This is a genomic window from Stenotrophomonas rhizophila (genome assembly GCF_003651185.1).
GTDB lineage: Bacteria > Pseudomonadota > Gammaproteobacteria > Xanthomonadales > Xanthomonadaceae > Stenotrophomonas > Stenotrophomonas maltophilia_Z.
Genome location: NZ_RCDC01000004.1, coordinates 2,210,709 through 2,231,207 on the forward strand (window position 1 = coordinate 2,210,709; position 20,499 = coordinate 2,231,207).

General features: G+C 66.9%; 14 protein-coding genes. 6 read left to right on the top strand and 8 right to left on the bottom strand.

Going from position 1 to position 20,499, the window contains the following annotated elements:
• Window positions 1–17: 17 nt before the first annotated feature.
• The 5 genes from ung to rhlB form a co-directional block, all read right to left on the bottom strand.
• Entirely contained in the window at window positions 18–737 is a 720-nt protein-coding gene (gene ung, locus BCL79_RS09800; RefSeq protein WP_121040401.1) for a uracil-DNA glycosylase, read from the bottom strand.
• Window positions 734–1,576, bottom strand: a complete 843-nt coding sequence (locus BCL79_RS09805; protein WP_121040403.1) for a response regulator — start codon at window positions 1,574–1,576, stop codon at window positions 734–736. The genes ung and BCL79_RS09805 overlap by 4 nt, the downstream gene beginning before the upstream one ends.
• Before the next feature lie 7 nt (window positions 1,577–1,583).
• A complete protein-coding gene (ftsX, locus tag BCL79_RS09810) occupies window positions 1,584–2,534 on the bottom strand; it encodes a permease-like cell division protein FtsX (protein ID WP_121040405.1) in 951 nt (316 codons plus the stop codon).
• On the bottom strand, window positions 2,531–3,217 hold the full coding sequence (ftsE, locus tag BCL79_RS09815; protein WP_121040406.1) for a cell division ATP-binding protein FtsE: 687 nt from the start codon (window positions 3,215–3,217) through the stop codon (window positions 2,531–2,533). The genes ftsX and ftsE overlap by 4 nt, the downstream gene beginning before the upstream one ends.
• A 151-nt stretch (window positions 3,218–3,368) precedes the next feature.
• On the bottom strand, window positions 3,369–5,129 hold the full coding sequence (gene rhlB, locus BCL79_RS09820) for an ATP-dependent RNA helicase RhlB (protein WP_428999423.1): 1,761 nt from the start codon (window positions 5,127–5,129) through the stop codon (window positions 3,369–3,371).
• 508 nt (window positions 5,130–5,637) lie between these two features.
• Between rhlB and trxA the strand changes: the two genes are divergently transcribed.
• The gene (gene trxA, locus BCL79_RS09825) at window positions 5,638–5,967 is read left to right on the top strand and encodes a thioredoxin TrxA (protein WP_019183509.1); all 330 of its coding nucleotides are present in this window, start codon (window positions 5,638–5,640) and stop codon (window positions 5,965–5,967) included.
• 222 nt (window positions 5,968–6,189) lie between these two features.
• Entirely contained in the window at window positions 6,190–7,986 is a 1,797-nt protein-coding gene (rho, locus tag BCL79_RS09830; RefSeq protein WP_121040410.1) for a transcription termination factor Rho, read from the top strand.
• Window positions 7,987–8,046: 60 nt separating this feature from the next.
• Here rho and BCL79_RS09835 read toward each other — a convergent pair whose 3' ends face one another.
• Window positions 8,047–10,578 carry a glycoside hydrolase family 3 protein gene (locus BCL79_RS09835; RefSeq protein ID WP_121040412.1) on the bottom strand — a complete coding sequence of 844 codons (2,532 nt, stop codon included), beginning with the start codon at window positions 10,576–10,578 and terminating at the stop codon, window positions 8,047–8,049.
• A 389-nt stretch (window positions 10,579–10,967) separates the two neighbouring features.
• Here BCL79_RS09835 and BCL79_RS09840 point away from each other — a divergent pair, with 389 nt between their 5' ends.
• A complete protein-coding gene (locus BCL79_RS09840) occupies window positions 10,968–11,975 on the top strand; it encodes a LacI family DNA-binding transcriptional regulator (RefSeq protein ID WP_121041295.1) in 1,008 nt (335 codons plus the stop codon).
• 9 nt (window positions 11,976–11,984) lie between these two features.
• On the opposite strand, the gene BCL79_RS09845 is transcribed toward BCL79_RS09840, so the two are convergent.
• Window positions 11,985–13,262: a sugar MFS transporter gene (locus BCL79_RS09845; RefSeq protein ID WP_183073714.1), complete on the bottom strand. Its 1,278-nt coding sequence runs from the start codon at window positions 13,260–13,262 to the stop codon at window positions 11,985–11,987.
• Window positions 13,263–13,683: 421 nt separating this feature from the next.
• Between BCL79_RS09845 and BCL79_RS09850 the strand changes: the two genes are divergently transcribed.
• The 3 genes from BCL79_RS09850 to BCL79_RS09860 all read left to right on the top strand — a co-directional run bounded on the left by BCL79_RS09850 (window position 13,684) and on the right by BCL79_RS09860 (window position 19,584).
• On the top strand, window positions 13,684–16,695 hold the full coding sequence (locus BCL79_RS09850) for a TonB-dependent receptor (RefSeq protein ID WP_121040416.1): 3,012 nt from the start codon (window positions 13,684–13,686) through the stop codon (window positions 16,693–16,695).
• Between the two features lie 111 nt (window positions 16,696–16,806).
• A complete protein-coding gene (locus tag BCL79_RS09855; protein WP_121040418.1) occupies window positions 16,807–17,823 on the top strand; it encodes a cupin-like domain-containing protein in 1,017 nt (338 codons plus the stop codon).
• Between the two features lie 174 nt (window positions 17,824–17,997).
• A complete protein-coding gene (locus BCL79_RS09860; protein WP_121040420.1) occupies window positions 17,998–19,584 on the top strand; it encodes a sensor domain-containing diguanylate cyclase in 1,587 nt (528 codons plus the stop codon).
• Window positions 19,585–19,592: 8 nt separating this feature from the next.
• Here BCL79_RS09860 and BCL79_RS09865 read toward each other — a convergent pair whose 3' ends face one another.
• A complete protein-coding gene (locus BCL79_RS09865) occupies window positions 19,593–20,450 on the bottom strand; it encodes a protein tonB (protein ID WP_121040422.1) in 858 nt (285 codons plus the stop codon).
• Window positions 20,451–20,499: the final 49 nt, after the last annotated feature.

The window sequence follows — 20,499 nt, forward strand, 5'->3', positions numbered from 1 at the left end:
ACGACGACCGCCAGTGATTACGCCGCCGGCTCCAGCGCGGCACGCGGCGGCAGCGACCAGTCGATGCGATCGTGGCCACGGCGCTGCAGGTATTCGTTGGCCATCGAGAAATGGCGGCAGCCGAGGAAGCCGCGATGCGCCGACAGCGGCGAAGGATGCGGCGCCTTGAGCACGCGGTGCCGGCCGGTATCGATGACCTTGCCCTTCTGCTGGGCGTAGCTGCCCCATAGGAGAAACACCAGGCCTTCGCGCTCGCGGTTGAGGGTGTCCACCACGTGATCGGTGAAGCCCTCCCAGCCGCGCCGTTGATGCGAGCCGGCGTTGCCCGCTTCCACGGTCAGCACCGCATTGAGCAGCAGCACCCCGCGGTGCGCCCACGGCAACAGGCAGCCATGGTCCGGGCGCGGAATGCCCAGATCGGCCTCGATCTCTTTGTAGATGTTCAGCAGCGATGGCGGCACCGGTACGCCCGGCATGACCGAGAAACTCAGGCCATGGGCCTGGCCATACCCGTGATACGGATCCTGGCCGAGAATGACCACCTTGACCTGATCGAAGGGCGTGGCGTCGAACGCGGCGAAGATCTGCGGGCCGGGGGGAAACACCTGGGCACCGGCGGCCTTGCGCTGGCGCAGGAACGCGGACAGTTCCCGCATCTCCGGGCGCAGCAGGTAATCACCGATACGCGTCTTCCAGCTCGCTTCGAGCTGGATGCTGGGCACTACATCGTCATTCATCGCACGACAGGCTTTTCGTTGAGGCGGGACAGGCGCAGCTGGAACAGCACCTTGGTGATGAGCAGACGCTCTTCGATCGGCTTCTGCACCAGATCGTTGGCACCGGCCTGGAGCAGGCCGGACTGGTTGTGCGGGTTGCCGTCGCCGGTCATGACCAGCACCGGCAGGCGGCGCTTGCCATAGCCGAAGTCCACGCGCACGCGCTGCACCACATCGCGGCCACTGAGCTCGCCCTTGAGCGTGACATCGGTAAGCACCAGATCGATGCGGTGGCTGCTGCGGCCTAGCGACTCGGCGGTGAGCAGCGCGAACGCATCTTCGGCCGTCAACACGTGCAGCACGTTCAAGCCCTGCCGTTCGAGCATGCGCTTGGTCGCCTCGGCGACGACGCGGCTGTCTTCGACATACAGGATCGTCGCGCCCGGAATGGTCTCTGGCTGCACATAGCCACGGATGAAGGTGGCCAAGGCTTCGTGACCGAGCGCCTTGTCGAAATAATCGGTGACGTACTCGGTGAAGCGGCGCTGCTCCAGATGCTGCTGCGCATCGCCGGAGACCACGATCACCGGCACGTAGGCCTGGCCGGCCGCGTCGCGCACGATGCGCGCCAGGTCGAGCCCGTCGCCATCGCTCAGGGTGAGCGAGGTGGTGACCAGGCTGACCGGTCCGGCATCCAGCGCCGCACGCGCCTCGGCGATGCTCGCGCAGCCCACCACGTCCACTGCCGGCAGTTCGCGTTGCAGCACATCGGCAATCAGCTTGCGGACCAGCTTGGAGCCGTCGACGACCATCACGCGCGGTGCGTCGTCGGCGAGGTGCTTGAGGGCTTGCGGACGCATGCGGGCCTCAGGTTTCGGTCGGGCGGGTCTGGCGCAGGAAATGCCCCGTCACCAGCCAGGCGCCCAGCCAGCCCAGCACCACGGTGCCGAGCAGCACGAACGAGGAATGCAGCAGGTCCAGCCCGTGCAGCACGAACGGGCTGCCGTAACTCTGCGAGAGCGCGGCCAACGGCGGGCGCAGCGCCAGCCCGGCCGCACCGATCAGCGCCAGCGCGACGGCACCGGCCCCCAGGCCGTACCACGCGCCCAGATACAGGAACGGGCGGCGGATGAAGCCATCGCTGGCGCCCAGCAGCTGCAGCACGCCGATCTCATCGCGGCGGGCCTGGATGTCCAGGCGCACGGTGTTGCCGACCACCAGCGCGGCACCGAGGCCGAGCAGCACCGACAGCACCTGCACCAGGCGCGTACCGAAGCCCAGCCAGCCATCCAGGCGTTTGCGCCACAGCGCATCATGCTGGACCAGATCGGCCTGCGGCAGGCCTTCCAGCGACTGCGCCAGGCGCGCGTCGTCGGCACCCTCGCCCGGGGTGACGATCAACAGGGTCGGCAGTGGATTGTCATGCAGCGCATCGATCGCTTCACCCAGCCCGGCACTTTCGCGCAGCTCGGCCAGACCCTGCTCCGGGGTCTGCACGGTGACGTTGGCCACATCGGCGCGGCCGCGCAGGGTCTCGGCGACCTGGCGGGCCGCATCGGTACCGGCATCGGTCTTGAGGAACAGGTTGATGTCGCGCGACTGCTGCACGCTGCCGGCGAAGTGCTTGAGGTTGTCCAGCGCGATCGACAGGCCCAGCGGCAGGGCCAGCGCGAGCGCCATCACCATCACGGTGAGCAGGGTCGCCCACGGCTTGCGCCACGCACGGCCGAGGCTGAAGACCACGCTGTGGCCGTGATGGTGCAGCCACACGCCCAAGCGCGACGGCGCGGCGGTTTCTTTGGTCACCGGAGTAGTCATTCGGCCAGGTCCTGCGGCGAGATGTCATCGACCAGGCGGCCGTGATCCAGGATCAGCACGCGCTTGCGCATGCGCCGCAGCAGGGCCAGGTCGTGGCTGACCACCAGCACGCTGGTACCGCGATCGGGCAGTTCGGCAAACAACGCCATGATTTCCGCCGCCAACGTGGGATCGAGATTGCCGGTGGGCTCATCGGCGACCAGCAGCGTGGGCTCGCCGACGATCGCACGGGCGATGCCGACGCGCTGCTGTTCACCGGCCGACAGCTGCGAGGGCAGGGCTTTTTCGCGGTGGCCCAGGCCCATGCGTTCGAGTACCGAACGCACGCGCTTGCCGATCTCGTTGCGGCGGGTGCCGCGCAGGATCAACGGCAGGGCGACGTTCTCGGCGATGCTGCGGTCCATCAGCAGGCGATGGTCCTGGTACACCGCACCGACCTCGCGCCGATGCCGCGGAATACTCCCGCCGCGCACCTTCAGCAGGTTGCGCTCATTGAAGATCACCGCGCCGCGGCTGGGCCGCTCGTCGAGATGGATCAACTTGAGCAGGGTGCTCTTGCCCGCACCGGAATGGCCGGTGACGAACAGCATTTCCCCGGGGGCGACATCGAAGCTGACGTCCACCAGTGCCTGGTGGCCGCCGGCATATTGTTTGCTGACATTGTCAAAACGCAGGACGCTCATTCCCTGATTATGCAGGACGAGGGTGGCGCGTAGGTAACGGCAACCTGATGGGGCGCTGATCGGTAGTGCCGGCCGCTGGCCGGCTCCCCGTACTGCCTGCACCGTGCAGCGCCGGCCAGCGGCCGGCACTACCCGTGAATCGGCAACAGGATCAGCTGCCGGAGAGCATCCGGCGGATCTTGCGGCCCAGGCGCGTCAGGAACGAGGCGCCCGGATCGGCGGCAGGCGTGCCGCGCATCGGCTTGGCCGTCACCTGCACCGGGGTCACCGGGCCGGTCGCTGCGGCGCCCTCGGCACCTTCGACCGGACGGCCGTGGCGACGACGACGACGCTTGCGCGGCGCGCGCTCACCTTCCACCGCCGGGCTGCCATCGGCAGACGGCGCGGCGGTCGGGGCCAGCTGCGGCTTGACCTCGGCATCGACGGCGGCGACCGGCGGCTCGCCTTCCACGCGCGGCTTGCGCTCGCGACGCGGCTTGCCATCGGCACTGCGCTCGCCCGGTGCACGGCGTTCGCCACGGCCACCGGCCGGCTTGCCGCCACGGCTGCTGCCACCGCCACGACGCTGCTCTTCGGCGGCACGCGCTTCGCGTGCTTCGCGGAAGATCTGGCCGACGCTTTCGTTCTCGTCGCCCTCGGCATCACCCTCGCCTTCCGGCGACGGTGCACGCGGCGCGCGCGGGATCGGGGTCAGGATTTCGCTGGTGACCGGCTCGACCGGGATCTTCTGCTCGATGTAAGCCTCGATGTCCGGCAGGCCCATCGCGTAGCGCTCGCACGCAAAGCTGATCGCATCGCCTTCTTCGCCCAGGCGCGCGGTGCGGCCGATGCGGTGCACGTAGTCTTCCGCATCGAACGGCAGATCGTAGTTGTAGACGTACTTGATGCCGTCGATGTGCAGGCCGCGGGCGGCGACATCGGTGGCGACCAGGATTTCCAGCTGACCCTTCTGGAAGCGGTTGAGCAGGCTCTCACGCTTCTTCTGCGGCACATCGCCGGACAGCACGCCGACGCGGTAACCGGCCTTTTCAAGCGAACGCGCCACGCGCTCGACGAACACCTTGGTGTTGACGAACACCATGGTGCGGGCGCCTTCGCTGCGCGAGAGCAGGCCCAGCAGCAGCGGAATCTTCTCTTCGTCGGCCGGGAAATAGATGCGCTGGCGCACGCGGGCGGCGGTAATGGATTCGCTCTCCACCACCAGCTTCTGCGGCTCGTTCATGTGCTCGTAGGCCAGCTCCAGCACGCGATGGCTGAGCGTGGCGCTGAACAGCAGCGTCTGGCGCGTGCTGCGCTCGGGCATGCGGCGCAGCAGGAAGCGGATGTCCTTGATGAAGCCCAGGTCGAACATGCGGTCGGCTTCGTCGAGCACGCAGATTTCGCAGGCATGCAGCGAGACCACCTTGTGCTGCTTGACGTAGTCGATCAGGCGGCCCGGGGTGGCGATGATCACGTCCACGCCCTGCTGCAGGATCTCGCGCTGTTTGTCGTAGTCCACACCACCGTAGACCAGCGCGAAGCGCAGGCCGAGGTCGGAGCCGAACTTCACGGCATCCTTGTGGATCTGGATGGCCAGCTCGCGGGTCGGGGCCAGGATCAGCGCGCGCGGGTCTTCCGGCTTGCGATCGGCCAGTGCCGGGCGGGTCAGCAGGCGGTTCACCACAGCGACCAGGAAGGCCAGCGTCTTGCCGGTGCCGGTCTGGGCCTGGCCGGCGACGTCGCCGCCGGGCAGCGCGACCGGCAGGGTCAGCGCCTGGATGGGCGTGCAACGGGTGAATCCGGCTCCTTCAAGGCCGGCCTGCAGGGCCGGATGCAGCTCGAAGGAGGAGAAGGTCAAATCGGTCAGCGGTTTGTCGCTCATGAGTCCGTCTTGGTAAGGCCAGCCGGCAGAGGTGCGGGTGGCTTGCATCATCTTGGGGGGCACCGTCGCAAACGGCCCCTGCGCCGGGATTGGCGGGGCCGGACTCGGGTCCAGGGCGCCGCGCAATGCCCCAGTTTAACGCAATGTCGGCGGCAAACCGGGATCACCCGTCTCTCGACCCCGTGAGAATGCCCGCCCGGCGCGCCATTACAGCGCGTTGGAGCGGCTCGCATGCGCTCTGCACCTCGTATTCACCCGCCCTGCCGCCGGTTGAACGGCGCGGCTGGCGGGGCTGGAACCGTCGTCCTGGCCCCCGCATATCAACCGGGATCGTCGCGATAACGCAGGTGGGCGATCACGGGACGCTTCTTTCCAACCAGCGTCTGTCCGGTCACGGCGATAGCGGTACACTGCGCCCCGTGAGCGTCCAGGCACCCGCCGAACGCACCGCTGGCCGCCCGCGGCCACGAGGCACCAGACGAGGGTGACGCCCGGTTGGCGTTGCCCAAATTCAACTTCCTCCGGCCCTGCCGGGTGCATTACCAGACGAGAAACCAAGATGAGCGACAAGGTTGTACATGTCGGCGACGCCGACTTTGATAGCGCAGTGCTGAATTCCAAGGAACCGGTGCTGGTCGATTTCTGGGCCGAATGGTGTGGTCCCTGCAAGATGATCGCCCCGGCGCTGGATGAACTGGCCGACGCCTACAACGGCCGCGCCAAGATCGCCAAGGTCAACGTGGATCAGAACCGCGCCCTGGCTGCCAAGTACCACGTGCGCTCGATCCCGATGCTGCTGGTATTCAAGGACGGCGAAGTCCAGGCGCAGCAGATCGGTGCCGTCGGCAAGGCCCAGCTGGCCGGCATGCTCGACAAGGCCCTGGCCTGATCGCAGCGGGCAGCCGGCACCGTCCGGCTGCCACGCGGGCCCGTCGCCCGCATGAATGACCCTGCCCCACCCGGCTTGCGCGCCGCCGCGAGCCGGTGTTAGTGTCGGCATATCCGGCCGCATTCGCGCGCCGCATCTTCTGGACGCAGTTTCCTTCCAGATCCTTTCCCAACGTTCGCCGCCCTGCCGGGCGCTCGCACCTTCTAGCGAGGAATCCAGCACTTGTCCGATATCATTACTTCCGAACCCGGGAGCGCCGACGCGCCCGCCGAGAAGCGCGTGCGCAAGCCGCGCGTCGCCAAGGCCGCCGCCAACACCGCTGCCGAAGCCGGTTCCCCCCCTTCACAACCCGCTCTGCCTCTGGCTGCCGCGTCTGACGCGCCGGCGCCGGCTGCCGCTCCTTCGGCGGCCCCGCAGGCATCGGCGCCGGCAGCTTCTGCCGGTGGCGACGCATCGCCCTCGCAGGGCGGTGGTCAACAGGACACCGGCGACGGTGGCCAGCGCAACCAGAATGGCCGCAACCAGAACCCGCAGGGCGGGCAGAACCCGTACCAGCAGGGCCAAGGTCAGGGTCAAGGTCAGAATCAAGGCCAAGGCCAGGGTCAGGGCCAAGGCAACCGCCGCGACCGTTTCCGCAATCGCCGCGACCGCAACCGCGGTGGCGATCGCTACAACGACGACGGCATGCCGCAGGACAACGGCGAACAGCAGCCGTTCGTGCGCAGCCAGCAGGCCAACGTGCCCGAAGGCTTCCCGGTCTATTCGCTGAGTGACCTCAAGCGCATGCCGGCACAGAAGCTGCTGGAAATCGCCGAGCAGCTGCAGATCTCCGAAGGCGTGGCCCGCGCCCGCAAGCAGGACGTGATCTTCGCCCTGCTCAAGGTGCTGACCCGTCATGGCGACGGCGTCGCCGCCGATGGCGTGCTGGAAATCCTGCCCGACGGCTTCGGCTTCCTGCGCGCAGCCGAAGCCAGCTACCTGGCCGGCCCGGACGATACCTACATTTCGCCCAGCCAGATCCGCCGCTTCAACCTGCGCACCGGCGATCACCTGTCCGGCCGCATCCGCTTCCCGAAGGACGGCGAGCGCTACTTCGCGCTGTCGATCGTGGACACCATCAACGGTGAGCCGCTGGAAGCGTCCAAGAACAAGGTGCTGTTCGAGAACCTGACCCCGCTGTTCCCGCGCAAGCGCTTCACCCTGGAACGCGGCAACGGTTCGTCCGAAGACATCACCGGCCGCATCCTCGATCTGATGGCACCGCAGGGCAAGGGTCAGCGTTCGCTGATCGTCTCCCAGCCCAAGGCCGGCAAGACGATGATGATGCAGCAGGTGGCCACGGCGATCACCACCAATCATCCGGACGTCCACCTGATCGTGCTGCTGATCGATGAGCGTCCGGAAGAAGTGACGGAAATGCAGCGCACCGTGCGCGGCGAAGTCATCAGCTCCACCTTCGACGAGCCGGCCGCCCGTCACGTGCAGGTCGCCGAAATGGTGATCGAGCGTGCCAAGCGCCTGGTCGAGCACAAGAAGGACGTGGTGATCCTGCTCGACTCGATCACCCGCCTGGCACGTGCGTACAACAACGTGGTGCCGAGCTCGGGCAAGGTGCTGACCGGTGGTGTGGATGCCAACGCCCTGCACCGCCCCAAGCGCTTCTTCGGCGCGGCGCGTAACGTGGAGGAAGGCGGCAGCCTGACCATCATCGCTACCGCGCTGGTCGATACCGGCAGCAAGATGGACGAGGTGATCTACGAAGAGTTCAAGGGCACCGGCAACAGCGAAGTGCACCTGAGCCGTCGTATCTCCGAAAAGCGCGTGTTCCCGGCGATCGACATCAACCGCTCGGGTACCCGCCGTGAAGATCTGCTGATCGAACCGGAACTGCTGCAGAAGATCTGGATCCTGCGCAAGCTGCTGCATCCGATGGATGAAATGGCTGCGATGGAATTCCTGCTCGACAAGATGAAGAACACCAAGTCCAACGACGAGTTCTTCGGTTCGATGAAGCGCTGATCGGCGCATCATCCGGACAGGAAAAGGCCCCGCATTGCGGGGCCTTTTTCATTACGGGACTCAGGGACAGGCCACGGCCCCCTCCACCCCGGCACTGTTGGTCGACACCCGCACCTGGGTGAACGCCGCCGCGAACGGCTTGTCCGCCGTCACCACGAACGGCGCTTCCACCGCCCCCAGATCCACCCCGTGCCTGGCAAAGCACGCCAGCGGTACGGTCACGGTCTGCTTCTGCCCCGGCGCCAGTCTGGCCAGCACCGGGGCGATATCCACGCCGCCCTCGCAGCCCGTGCCGCACTGCATGGTCACCTTCACCGGTGAAGCCGGACGGTGCAGCAGCTGTACGTCGAACTGCAGCGCACCCTGGGTGCGGGCCAGCGCGCCCAGGTTGCGACGCGAGCTGCTGCGTGCCAGCAGTTGCGCCGGTGCCAGCCAGGTCACTTCCTTCGCGTCCTGCTGAGTGTTGATCTGCACGGTGCGCACCTGTACCACGGGCGCGGCGGTCGGCCAGCGCAGCGTGGCATTGAGATCGTTGCCCAGCGGCTGGGTCGCGCCGCCGGCCGCCACATGCAGCGCGAACGGCGGCGTGTCAGCCCGGTTGAAGATCGGCAGGGTGGTCACTTCGCCACAGTTGTCCGGGTTGGCTTCGGGCAGGCGGGCAACCTTGCCCGGCGTGCGATAGCTCAGGCCGTGGCCCAGCGCGAACAGGGGGGGCTGCTTCGGATCCGGGCGGTCGATCGGCGCCGGGCAGGGAACGCCCGGCCACGGGAAGCTCAGGCGCCCGCGGAAGTCATGCGCGGGCCTGCCGTCCTTGCCGGCCACCAGCACATCGGTGATGCCCTTGCCCTCGGTGCCCGGCAGCCACGCCGCCACGAAGGCCTGCGATTGGTTGAGCAGGTCGTTGGTGTACATCGGGCGCCCGGAGAAGTACACGGTCACCACCGGCTTGCCGCTGGCCTGGGCCGCGCGCAGCACCGCCAGATCCTGCGGATAGGCGCGGCTGTGGCTGACCGAATCAGAGGCCAGGATGTCGCCGTTGGTCTCGGCATACGGCGTCTCGCCGATCACCGCCACGACCACATCGAACCCGGTCGGATCGAGCGCCGTCGCATCGGCGCTGTAGGCAACCCGCTGTGTGCCCAGCTCGGCACGCAACGCACCGAGCACCGAATCGGCATGGGGGAAATCGGCATTGCGGTTCTCGGTGCCCTGCCAGGTCAGCGACCAGCCGCCGGACTGGTCGGACAGGTTGTCGGCACTCTTGCCGACCACCATGACGCGTGCATCGCGGCGCAGCGGCAGCACCTTGGCATCGTTCTTGAGCAGCACCAGCGACTCGCGCACCGCCTGGCGCGCCAGCTCACGGTGCTGCACGGCAGCGACATCACCGGCGTAGCGGCTGTCCGACGGCTTGTGATCGAACAGGCCTGCACGCAGCTTCACGCGCAGGATCCGGGTGACCGCGTCATCGATGCGCGCCATCGGGATCTCCCCGCTCTCCACCTGGGCCAGCGTGTTGGCGATGAAGGCCTTCCAGTCGTCGGGCACCATCACCATGTCGATGCCGGCGTTGATCGCCTGCGCGCAGCTGTCGTTGCGGCACCCGGGTACCTGGGCAATGCCGTTCCAGTCCGAGACGACGAAACCGTCGAAGCCCATCTTCTCTTTCAGCGCACCGGTCAACAGAGCTTTGTTGCCGTGCATCTTGCCGTAGTCGACGCCGCCACTGCGGTCGTTCCAGCTGTTGAACGAGGCCATCACCGTCTGCACGCCTTCGCCGAGCGCGCCGTAGTAGCCCTGCCCGTGCACGTTGATCATCGTGGCCTTGTCGACCAGCGCCTCGCCCTGGTCGCGGCCGTTGTCGGTCGCGCCATCGCCGATGTAGTGCTTGGCAGTGGCGACTACGTTGCCGTCATCGCCGAAGCGTCCCTGGGCGCCCTTGACGTAAGCCTGGGCGAATTCGCGGATCACGTGCGGATCGGAGGAATAGCTTTCGTAGGTGCGGCCCCAGCGCGGATCATGCGCCACCGCCAGGGTCGGCGCGAACACCCAGTCGATGCCGGTCGCGCGCACCGCGTGTGCGGTGGCCTGGCCGATCCGCTCGATCAGGGCGGCATCCCCCGCCGCGCCCAGACCGATGTTGTGCGGGAACAGCGTGGCACCGTAGACGTTGTTGTGGCCGTGCACCGCATCGGTGCCCCAGATCACCGGGATCGGCGTGCGTGCATCGGTGGCCAGCGAGGCCGCGCGATACGCATCGGCCAGCTGCAGCCACTGTGCCACCGTGGCGTGCTTGTCCATGCCCGGCCAGGAGCCGCCACCATTGAGAACCGAGCCGATGTAGTACTGGCGGACCTCATCGGGCGTGATCATCTTGATCTCGGGCTGGGTCATCTGGCCCACCTTCTGCGCCAGCGTCATCTGCGCCACGATCTCCCGTACCCGCGCCTCAAGCGCGGCATCCGGACCGATCGCGCTGGTCACGTGGGGCCAGTCCTGCAGGCGTTCACCGGTGGCCGGTGCGGCACCGGCCGTCGAGGCCAGCGCGGCCAACAGGCAGGTGGCGAGAATCGTCTTGTTGAAGCTGGTCACTGGACATCTTCCTCTGATGAAATACGCGCGAACGGGACGGGCGCGACCGCAGCCGGGCACCGCTCGCGCTGCGATGTCGATGGCCGGCAGGGTAGCGATGCTGCGTCGGTCAGCGCCCTTGTCTGACAGCGCTGTCATATAAGCCCATGGCAACGCTGTCAACCGCCTGCCGGCAGGGTTGCAGCCGAAGTCCCGCTGCAGCAGGGATCGCCGGCGTAGCGCGTGTCCGACCCTCCCGTGAACTGCTGCATCGCGGCATGGAAAAACACGAACCCGCCACGCACGCCGCCGGCATGGCAACATCCGCCTGCATCGGCAACATCGATGTGACACACGCGCACTACCATCGGCATCTGCCCGCCCGCCCCTCCAAGAGGAACCCCCGCACCATGCGTAGTCGTATCGAGGATGTCGCCGCCGTTGCGGGTGTATCGATCAAGACGGTGTCCCGCGTGCTCAACAACGAGCCCAACGTGCGCGCGGAAACCCGTGATCGCGTGCTGGCCGCGGTGGCCCGCCTCGGCTACAAGCCCAATCTCTCCGCGCGCAGCCTGGCCGGTCAGCGCTCGTATGCGCTGGCGCTGGTCTACAACAACCCCTCGCGCAATTACCTGATGGAAATCCAGAACGGGATGCTGGAGGCCTGCCACGCCAACCACTACAACCTGATCCTGGGCCCGGTCGGCACGGCGCGCCGTACCCTGCCCGATCTGGCCGCGCTGTTCGAGAATTCGCGCCCCGACGGCGTGGTGCTGATCCCGCCACTGACCGACGACGCCGTGGTGCTGGCCTATCTGGACGAGCACGAGATTCCGTATGCCTCCATTGCGCCGCGGCACCCCGAGGGCTGCATCGGCGTGCGCATGGACGAGACCACGGCGGTGATTGAACTGATCGGCCATCTGGTCGCGCAGGGCCATCGCCGCATCGGCCACATCAAGGGCCCGCGCGCGCACGGCGCCTGCCAGTGGCGCCACGCCGGCTATCGCCAGGCGTTGCGCCAGTATGCAATCGAGTACGACCCGGCGCTGGTCGTCAACGGCCAGTTCTCGTTCGAATCCGGCATCGATGCGGCCAACGCACTGTTGGATCTGCCAGAGCCGCCCACGGCGATCTTCGCCGCCAACGACGACATGGCCGCCGCCGTGTTCCGCGTCGCCGGCCAACGCGGCCTGCGCATCCCCCGGGACCTGTCGGTCTGCGGTTTCGATGACACCCCGATTGCCGGCCACATCTACCCGGCACTGACCACGGTGCGGCAGCCGACCGCCGCCATGGGGCGGCTGGCCACCGAGCAGTTGATCGATCGCATCCGCTCGCCGGAGGCCGGCACCATGGTCACCGTCGATCACGCGGTGCTGGTGCGCGAATCCACGCACCCACCGCGTCGCCGCTGACCGCCTGCCTCAGCCGCTGTGGCGTGAACCGCGCCACGCGTAGAACGCAATGAACAGGTAGCACAGCATCGGCAGCAGGAAAGACACCTGCAGCCCATGATGGTCGGCCAGCCAGCCCATCGCCAGCGGGATCACCGCCCCACCGACGATCGCCATCACCAACAGGCTCGATGCCTGGCCGGTCAGCGTACCGAGGCGGGCAATCGCCAGCGCGAAGATGGTCGGGAACATGATCGAGTTGAACAGGCCGATGCTGACCACGCTCCACTTGGCCAGGTTGCCGGTGCCCAGCATCGTCACCGCCAGCAGGGCCATCACGATCAGCGCGAAGACCCCCAACATGCGGCGCGGATCCAGACGGGTCAGCAATGCCGCACCGAGCAGACGCCCGACCAGCGCACCGCCCCAGTACAACGATACGTAACGGGTGGCCTCCTGCTCGGTCAGCCCCTCACCGATACCCGGCATCGAGAGGAAGTTGACCAGCACGCTGCCGATCGACACTTCCGCACCCACATAGAAGAAGATCGCCAGCACGCCATAGCGCAGGTGGCGGTGGCGCAGCGCATCGCGCAGGCGGCCCCTGCCGGTGGCAGCCTCGCCTTCCACGCCGGGAATGGTCGGCAGGCGGAACATCCAGATCGCCACTGCCAGCACGAACAGCGCCACTGCCAGGCCGAAGTACGGCACCTGCACCGATTGCGCTTCAGCAGCGCGATACGCGAGCGCTTCAGCGTGCGGCAGCAGCGCCAGTTCATCGGCCGTACGCGGCGCGGCCGAGAGGATCAGCAGGCCACCGAACAGCGGCGCGATGGTGGTGCCCAGCGCATTCATCGATTGCGCCAATGTCAGCCGGCTGGAACTGGTCTGTTCCGGCCCGAGCAGCGCAACGTAGGGATTGGCGGCGACCTGCAGCACGGTGATGCCGGTGGCCAGCACGAACAGCGCCCCCAGGAACAGACCGTATACGTGCGCCTGCGCGGCCGGCCAGAACAGCAGCGCACCGACACCGGCAATGGCCAACCCGGCCACGATGCCGCGCTTGTAGCCCACCGCCGCGACCAGGCGCCCCGCCGGCAGTGACATCAGGAAGTACGCACCGAAGAAGGTGAACTGGACCAGCATCGCCTGCACCCAGGTCAGCGCGAATGCCGCCTTGAGGTGCGGGATCAGGATGTCGTTGAGGCAGGTGAGGAAGCCCCACATGAAAAAGATGGCGGTGACCACGGCCAGTGCAACGCCATTGCTTTGCACATGTTGTCCGCGGACGGCAGCAGGAGTGTCCATTGCATGTCCTTCCAGATTGGGAGTGCCGGCCAGTCGGCGGCCAGACATGGAACCTGCTTGGACCGCGATTGTCCAGCGCTGTCAGCAATCGGATCGGGCGGTCGGCCCATGCAGCGGCGCACGCACCCGAATGCCTTCGCGCAGTTTCGTTCTGCACTGCACAACGGATCAGCATCGCCAATCCGGCTGCGCATGTCCCGGCAGAATCGGGCCACAGCACCGGCGTTGCAGTGTTTCCGCCGCACGCGCGGCCGTCCCGACTGCAACGCACGACACCCGTCGCTGCCGGTCGCAAGCGCATCGCCACGTGCGTTTGTTGACAACGCTGTCAACCATGGCTCCAATCCGGGCCGTGCGCACTGGACCCCGCGCCGACACAACGCAGAACCGCCACGATCGAATTCCCTGGGGAGGGATCATCATGAAGACGTACAAGGCCGTACCCCGCAAGGCGATGCTCACCTCCGCACTTCTCGCTGTCCTGGCCGGCCAGGCCTGGGCGCAGGATCCCGCGGCCCGAGAGAACACCACGACGGCCCCCGATGGCGTCGATCCCACCACGCTCGATACGGTGCAGGTCACCGGTATCCGTGGCAGCCTCACCTCGTCGATGAACCTCAAGCGCGACAGCCAGGGTGTGGTCGACGGCATCGTTGCCGAGGACATCGGCAAGTTCCCGGATACCAACCTGGCCGAATCGCTGCAGCGCATCAGCGGCGTCTCGATCGACCGCACCGCCAGTGGCGAAGGCTCCAAAGTCACCGTGCGCGGCATCGGCCCGGACTACAACCTGGTGCTGCTCAACGGGCGGCAGATGCCGGCCTCCAATCTCGGCGCCGGCGGCGCCGGCCTGAACAGCTCGCGTTCGTTCGATTTCGCCAACCTGGCCGCCGAGTCGGTGTCGGCGGTGGAGGTCTACAAGACCGGCCGTGCCGACAATCCGGCCGGTGGCATCGGTGCGACGATCAACATCAAGACGATGCGCCCGTTGGAATCCGAGCCGGTGATCAGCCTCGGGCTGAAGGCGGTCAACGATTCCTCCAACGACAACCTGCCGCGCACGCTGCAGGGCTCGAAAGTGACCGGCGAACTGTCGGGCATCTTCAGCCAGACCTACGCCGATGGCCGCTTCGGCGTGGCGCTGAGCGCCAGCCACCAGGAACGCGACTCGGGCTTCAACCAAGCCACCGTGGCCGAGGGCTGGGCGACCTTCCGCGGTAATGAAGCCAGCGACTGGCGTGCCTTGCCGCTGCCGGGCCAGGGCTATTCGGACCGCATCACCAACCGTCCGGATCCCGACGACATCTACGGCCGCCCGCAGAACACCGCGTACAACGTCAATGGCGTACAGCGCCAGCGTACCAACGGCCAGGCCACGTTCCAGTGGAAGCCGGCCGACAACATCACCACCACGCTGGACTACACCTTCGTCGAGAACAAGGTGCAGCAGCAGCGCAGCGAGCTGTCGGTCTGGTTCAACTACGGACCGGGCGACAGCACCTGGACCAATGGCCCGATCGCAGCACCGATCATCTACAGCGAAGACATGACCGGCTCGGACGTCTCGATGGGCGGCATGAAGCTGGCCACCAAGAACTCGATGGACTCGCTCGGCTTCAACGTCGATTGGGAAGTCAACGACGCACTGGAGCTGTCCTTCGACGTCCACAACTCGACCGCCGAATCGCAGCCGGACGGCCCCTACGGCTCGGCCGGCGTGCTCGGCGTGGCCGCCTTCGTGCGCGGCACCACCACCGTGGACTACAGCGGCGACCTGCCGATCATCCACATGGACCTGCCGCCGGGCGGCGTGCAGGCCTCCGATGCGCTGGTCACCGGCTCGGTCTTCCAGAACAGCTACAACAAGTCCAAGGTCGAGCAGTACCAAGGCCGCGGTACGTTCAAGTTCGCCGATTACTCGGCCTTGGATTTCGGCGTCGGCTACACCCAGGTGGAGAACCGCTCGGCCTCGGCGATCATGCAGCGCAACAGCTGGGGTGGCCTGGGCAATCCGTCGGACTACGATGACAACATCTGGTACGCCGACGACATGAGCCGCTACTTCAAGGCGTTCTCCGGCCACAACGATCCGCGCATGACCGGCCGCTTCCTGGTGTTCGATTTCGACCGCCTGCGTGCGCAGGCTGCCGGGGTCGCCACCGATGCCGAACCGGCCTGCCCGACCTGCTATGTCGCCCCGACCGAGTACTCCGAGGACATCCGCACCACGGAGAAATCCAAGAGCGCCTACGCGCAGTACCGTACGACGTTCGAGTGGTCGATGCCGCTGCACGTGGCCGCCGGTGTGCGTTACGAGCAGACCGAAGTGGAATCGCAGGCGCTGGTCCGCCTCCCGACCGGGATCAGCTGGGGCTCGGCCAACGAGTTCAACGTCACCTACGACGCCAACGGTACGTTCGTCGGCGGTACCGGCAAGTACAACTACGTGCTGCCCAACCTCGATCTGAAGCTGGACATCAACGATGCGCTGGCGCTGCGTGGCAGCTACAGCCGCAGCATCGGCCGCCCAGGCTGGACGCAGATCCAGAGCGGCTCCCGGGTGGACGACATCGTGCGCACCCAGGGCGGTACCGGCTCGCGCGGCAACCCGGGGCTGGAACCGCTGGTCTCGGACAACTTCGACCTGTCGCTGGAGTGGTACTACGGTGAATCCAGCTACGCCTCGGTCGGCTTCTTCCGCAAGAACATCAAGAACTTCATCAGCAACACCATCGTGCGCGAGAACACCGGCACCCTGCACACACCGGTGGGCGGCGCGTACTGGAACGAGGCGCTGGGGTCGGGCTGCGGCGCCACCGACATGCCCTGCATCCGCGATTACATCTTCACCAACCATGCCGGCGACCCGGGCGTGACCTACACCGGCCGCAATTCGGCCGGGCAGATGACCGGCACCATCGTCGGCCAGCCGGGCGACCCGGTGGCCGGGTTCGACACCACCGTGCCGGCCAACCAGCACTCCGATCACCTGGATGGCTGGGAACTGGCCGTGCAGCACCTGTTCGGCCAGTCAGGCTTCGGCCTGGCGGCCAACTACACCAAGGTGAAGTCCGGCCTGACCTTCGATAACTACAGCCTGGGCGACCAGTACCCGATGATCGGCTTGAGCGACTCGGCGAACCTCGTGGCGTTCTACGAAAAGAATGCCTGGCAGGTACGTGCGGCCTACAACTGGCGCGACAAGTTCCTCAACGGCATCGGCGGCCAGGGCCCCAATCCGAACTACACCGAAGCCTACGGCCAGCTCGATCTCAACATCAGCTATGCGGTCAGCGACCAGCTGACGCTGAGTCTGGAGGCGATCAACCTGACCGACGAGACCATGCGCACCTACGCACGCCATTCCAACATGCTGCGCTACGCCACCCAGACCGGGCCGCGTTACATGTTCGGCGTGCGCTACAAGTTCTGACTCGGTTGTTCCGACCTGCAGCACCGAAAGGCCGCGCTCACCCCGCGGCCTTTCGCTTCCCGCACCTCCACGCTACCGTGGGTACCACCCGCCCCTGCTGACAGGATGCCGATGTCCGCCATGCCCGGCCCGATCGAAGAACTGCATGATCTGGATCCGGCGCAGCTGCACACGCAGTTGCCCGGCTGGACGACACCGAAAGTGATCCGCGGGCTGGTGGCGCAGTGGCCGCTGGTCAGCGCGGCGACGCAGTCCGCACAGGCCGCGGTCGCCCATCTCAAACAGTTCGACCACGGCACGATGCCGGTCACCGCTACCACGGCGCCGCCGGAGGCCAAGGGGCGTGTGTTCTACAACGCAGACATGAGCGGCTTCAATTTCCGCCGCGAGCAGATTCCGTTGAAGGTCGTGCTCGACACCCTGCTCAAGTACGCCACCGCGCCGACGCCGCCATCGATCTACGTCGCCTCGACCACGCTGGACAGTTTCCTGCCCGGCTTCCGCCAGGCCAATGCGCTGGCGCTCGGCGTGGACGATCCGCTGGCCAGTATCTGGGTCGGCAACCGCTCGCGTATCGCCGCGCACCAGGACGTGCCGGACAACCTGGCCTGCGTGGCTGCCGGCCGCCGCCGGGTCACCCTGTTTCCGCCGGCGCAGGTGGGCAATCTGTATATCGGGCCACTGGACTTCACGCCGGCCGGGCAGGCCGTCAGCCTGGTCGACTTCGCCGCACCGGACCTGGAACGCTTCCCGCGCTTCAGCCAGGCGCTGGCCCACGCGCAGGTGGCCGACCTTGGCCCCGGCGATGCGGTGTTCATTCCCTCGTTGTGGTGGCACCACATGGAGGGGCTGGAGGCGTTCAATGTACTGGTCAATTACTGGTGGCGGCCGGTGCCGGCGTGGCGGGATGCGCCGATGAACGCACTGATGCTCTCGTTGCTGGCCATCCGCGATCTACCACCGGCGCAGCGTGCGCATTGGCAGGCGATGTTCCAGCACTACGTCTTCGAGGCCGATGACCACACCGCCGCGCATATTCCCGAAACGGTGCGCGGCGTGCTCGGGCCGCTCGACCCGGCCGGCGCCGATCATCTGCGCGGCGTGCTGCGCAAGCGCCTGGAGCGCTGAACGGGCCACCACGGCGGCGCCGACTTCACCCACGTGGGGGTGTAATCCGCAATAATCGCCGCCCAACGAGTTGTTGACCGCCCGGGGGCGGGGTCGTGCGCTCCTGACTGTTTCGCTGCTGCCGTTCCATCCGCATGTTCGGGTTGGTGCTGCACCCTGCTGCCCGTGAACCGCATGCGTCCGTTGTCCACCCGCCTGAACCTGGGCAAGTTGATCCTCGCCCTGGCCCTGCTCAGCGCGCTCATCGCGCTGGCCAATACCCTGCATGCCAGCTACCGCGTGCAGCGCGAGCAGCTGATCGGCAATACGCTGGAAGCCAACCGTGTGTATGCCAGCAAGCTGGCCGAGTCGACCCAGAACTTCGTTCTGTCAGCGCAGCAGCAGGTGGCCTACAGCGCCACCCTGCTCGGCCAGCGTGTGCACGATCGCAGCGAACTGGAAGCAGAAGCTGCACGTCTGCAACTGCAGACCAACAGCTTCAACTCGGTGCTGATCGTGGATGCCGGCGGTACCGTGCTGGCGACCTCCCCGCAGAGCCTGGCCCTGCAGGGCGTACTGCTCAAGAGCGCCGGCAACCGCGATGCCCTGGAGCGCCGCGTGCCCTTCATCAGCGACCCCTACCAGGCCGCGACCGGGCGCCTGGTGGTAGCGATTTCGCATCCGATCTTCTCAGCGCAGGGAAGGTACCAGGGCTATGTCAGCGGCACGATCTACCTGCGCCAGCGCAGCATCCTGCAATCGCTGCTGGGCAAGCACTATTACCGCGATGGGTCGTACCTGTACGTCGTCGACCGCAACGGCCGCATCCTGTACCACATCGAACAGGACCGGGTCGGCCAGTTCGCGCTGGAGAACCCGGCCGTGCAGGCGGTCACCCGGGGCCACTCCGGCGCGCAGCAGGTACGCAACAGCCACGGCGTGCAGATGCTGGCCGGGTACGCGCCGGTGCCGAGCGTCGGCTGGGGCGTGGTGGCGCAGCGGCCGACCGCGGCCACGCTGGCCTCACTGTCCAAGCTGATGTCGGCGGTGATCTGGAATGCGATTCCGCTGGGCATCCTGTCGCTGCTGATCACCTGGTGGTTCGCGCGGCGCATCTCGCTGCCGCTATGGCAGCTGGCGCGCAACGTGCAGAACCGCGACACCGGCATCGCGATCCGCCACGTCACCGGTATCCGCGCCTGGTACTACGAAGTCGCCCAGCTCAAAACCGCCCTGCTGTACAGCTTCAACCTGCTGCAGGACCGCATCGGCAAGCTCAACCGCGCCAGCATGACCGATCCCCTCACCGGCCTGCAGAACCGGCGCGGCCTGCAGCAGGGGCTGGAAGACTGGCAGGCACGCGGCCAGCCGTTCGGGATCATCGCGCTGGACATCGACCGCTTCAAGAGCATCAACGACCGCTTCGGTCATGCGGTCGGCGATGCGGTGATTCTGCGCATCGCGCAATTGATGCGCGATGGCTCACGCGACACCGATCTGCTCTGCCGCAACGGCGGTGAGGAGTTCCTGATCCTGCTGCCGGGCATCGCTGTCCTCGATGCCGCGCAGGTGGCCGAGCGCCTGCGCATCCAGGTGGCCGCCGAGGTAGTCGAGCAGGTCGGCACGGTCACCGTGTCGCTGGGCGTGGCCCACTACCCGACCTATCACGATGATCCTCAGCAGGCGCTGCGGTTGGCCGACAAGGCCCTGTACATGGCCAAGGAACAGGGCCGCAACCGCACCGTGGTGTACCCGCAGCCCGACGGCCCGGCTACCGGTTGAGGCAAGGGTCAGGTGCCCAGCGGGGTACGCAGGCGCGGCGCGTTGGGGTCGCCGGCCAGCGTAGCCGAACCGTCGGTCAGCAGATCCGGCGAGAAGCCGGCGCTCTCCGGGCGCGTGGACCACGGGATGGCGTTGCGCGGCCCTGGAATGTAAGCGCGCCACTGCGCCAGGTCGTCAGGCATGGCGGTGTCGATCGCGAAACTGACCGGCACGCGGTAGGTGCGGAACGGCGCCTCCAGGCTGGCGTCCTCTGCGCTCAGCGGAAAACGCCACTTGCGCGCGGCATCCAGCGATGCCTTGCCCAGGCGCCTGCGGGTGAGATCCATCTGGGCCGCCGTCCCCGTGCTTCTCAGATTCACCTGCTCGGCGAACTGGTCGACCACACGCCCTTCGCGGTCAACCTTCAGTGCGAGGTACACGGTGCCCTGCCCCCCCACGCGGAAGACTTCGGCGGGGTAGCGCGGGGGCGGCGTATGGGCCTGGGATTTGATCTCACGTCCCGAGGCATCCTTCGGGGCGCCATCGAAATGTGCACTGATCAGTCGCACGTTGAACGTATCGTTCGCACCCGGTTGCGCGACGACACGCACGGTCATCCGCGCGTCCATCGCTACCGGGGCGCCGTCACGCACATTCGGCTCGAATTCCCAGTTCTTCACGGTGTCGCGCACCAGCGTGGCCACTGCCTCCGGAAGCATGTCCTGCTTGTCGATCTCCAGCGCAGTGATGCGGCCGTCGTCGCCAATGGCGAGGGTGCCCTCGACACGCATGCCCATTTCCACCGGCACATCGGCCGACGGCTTGGCCGCGTGCGCTGGCGCTGTTGCCAACACCAGTGCCACGGCGATTCCCTTGATGATGTCCATCCTGCTGTTGCTCCTTATACGATCCATCGTGGTCGATATCGTCAGCATA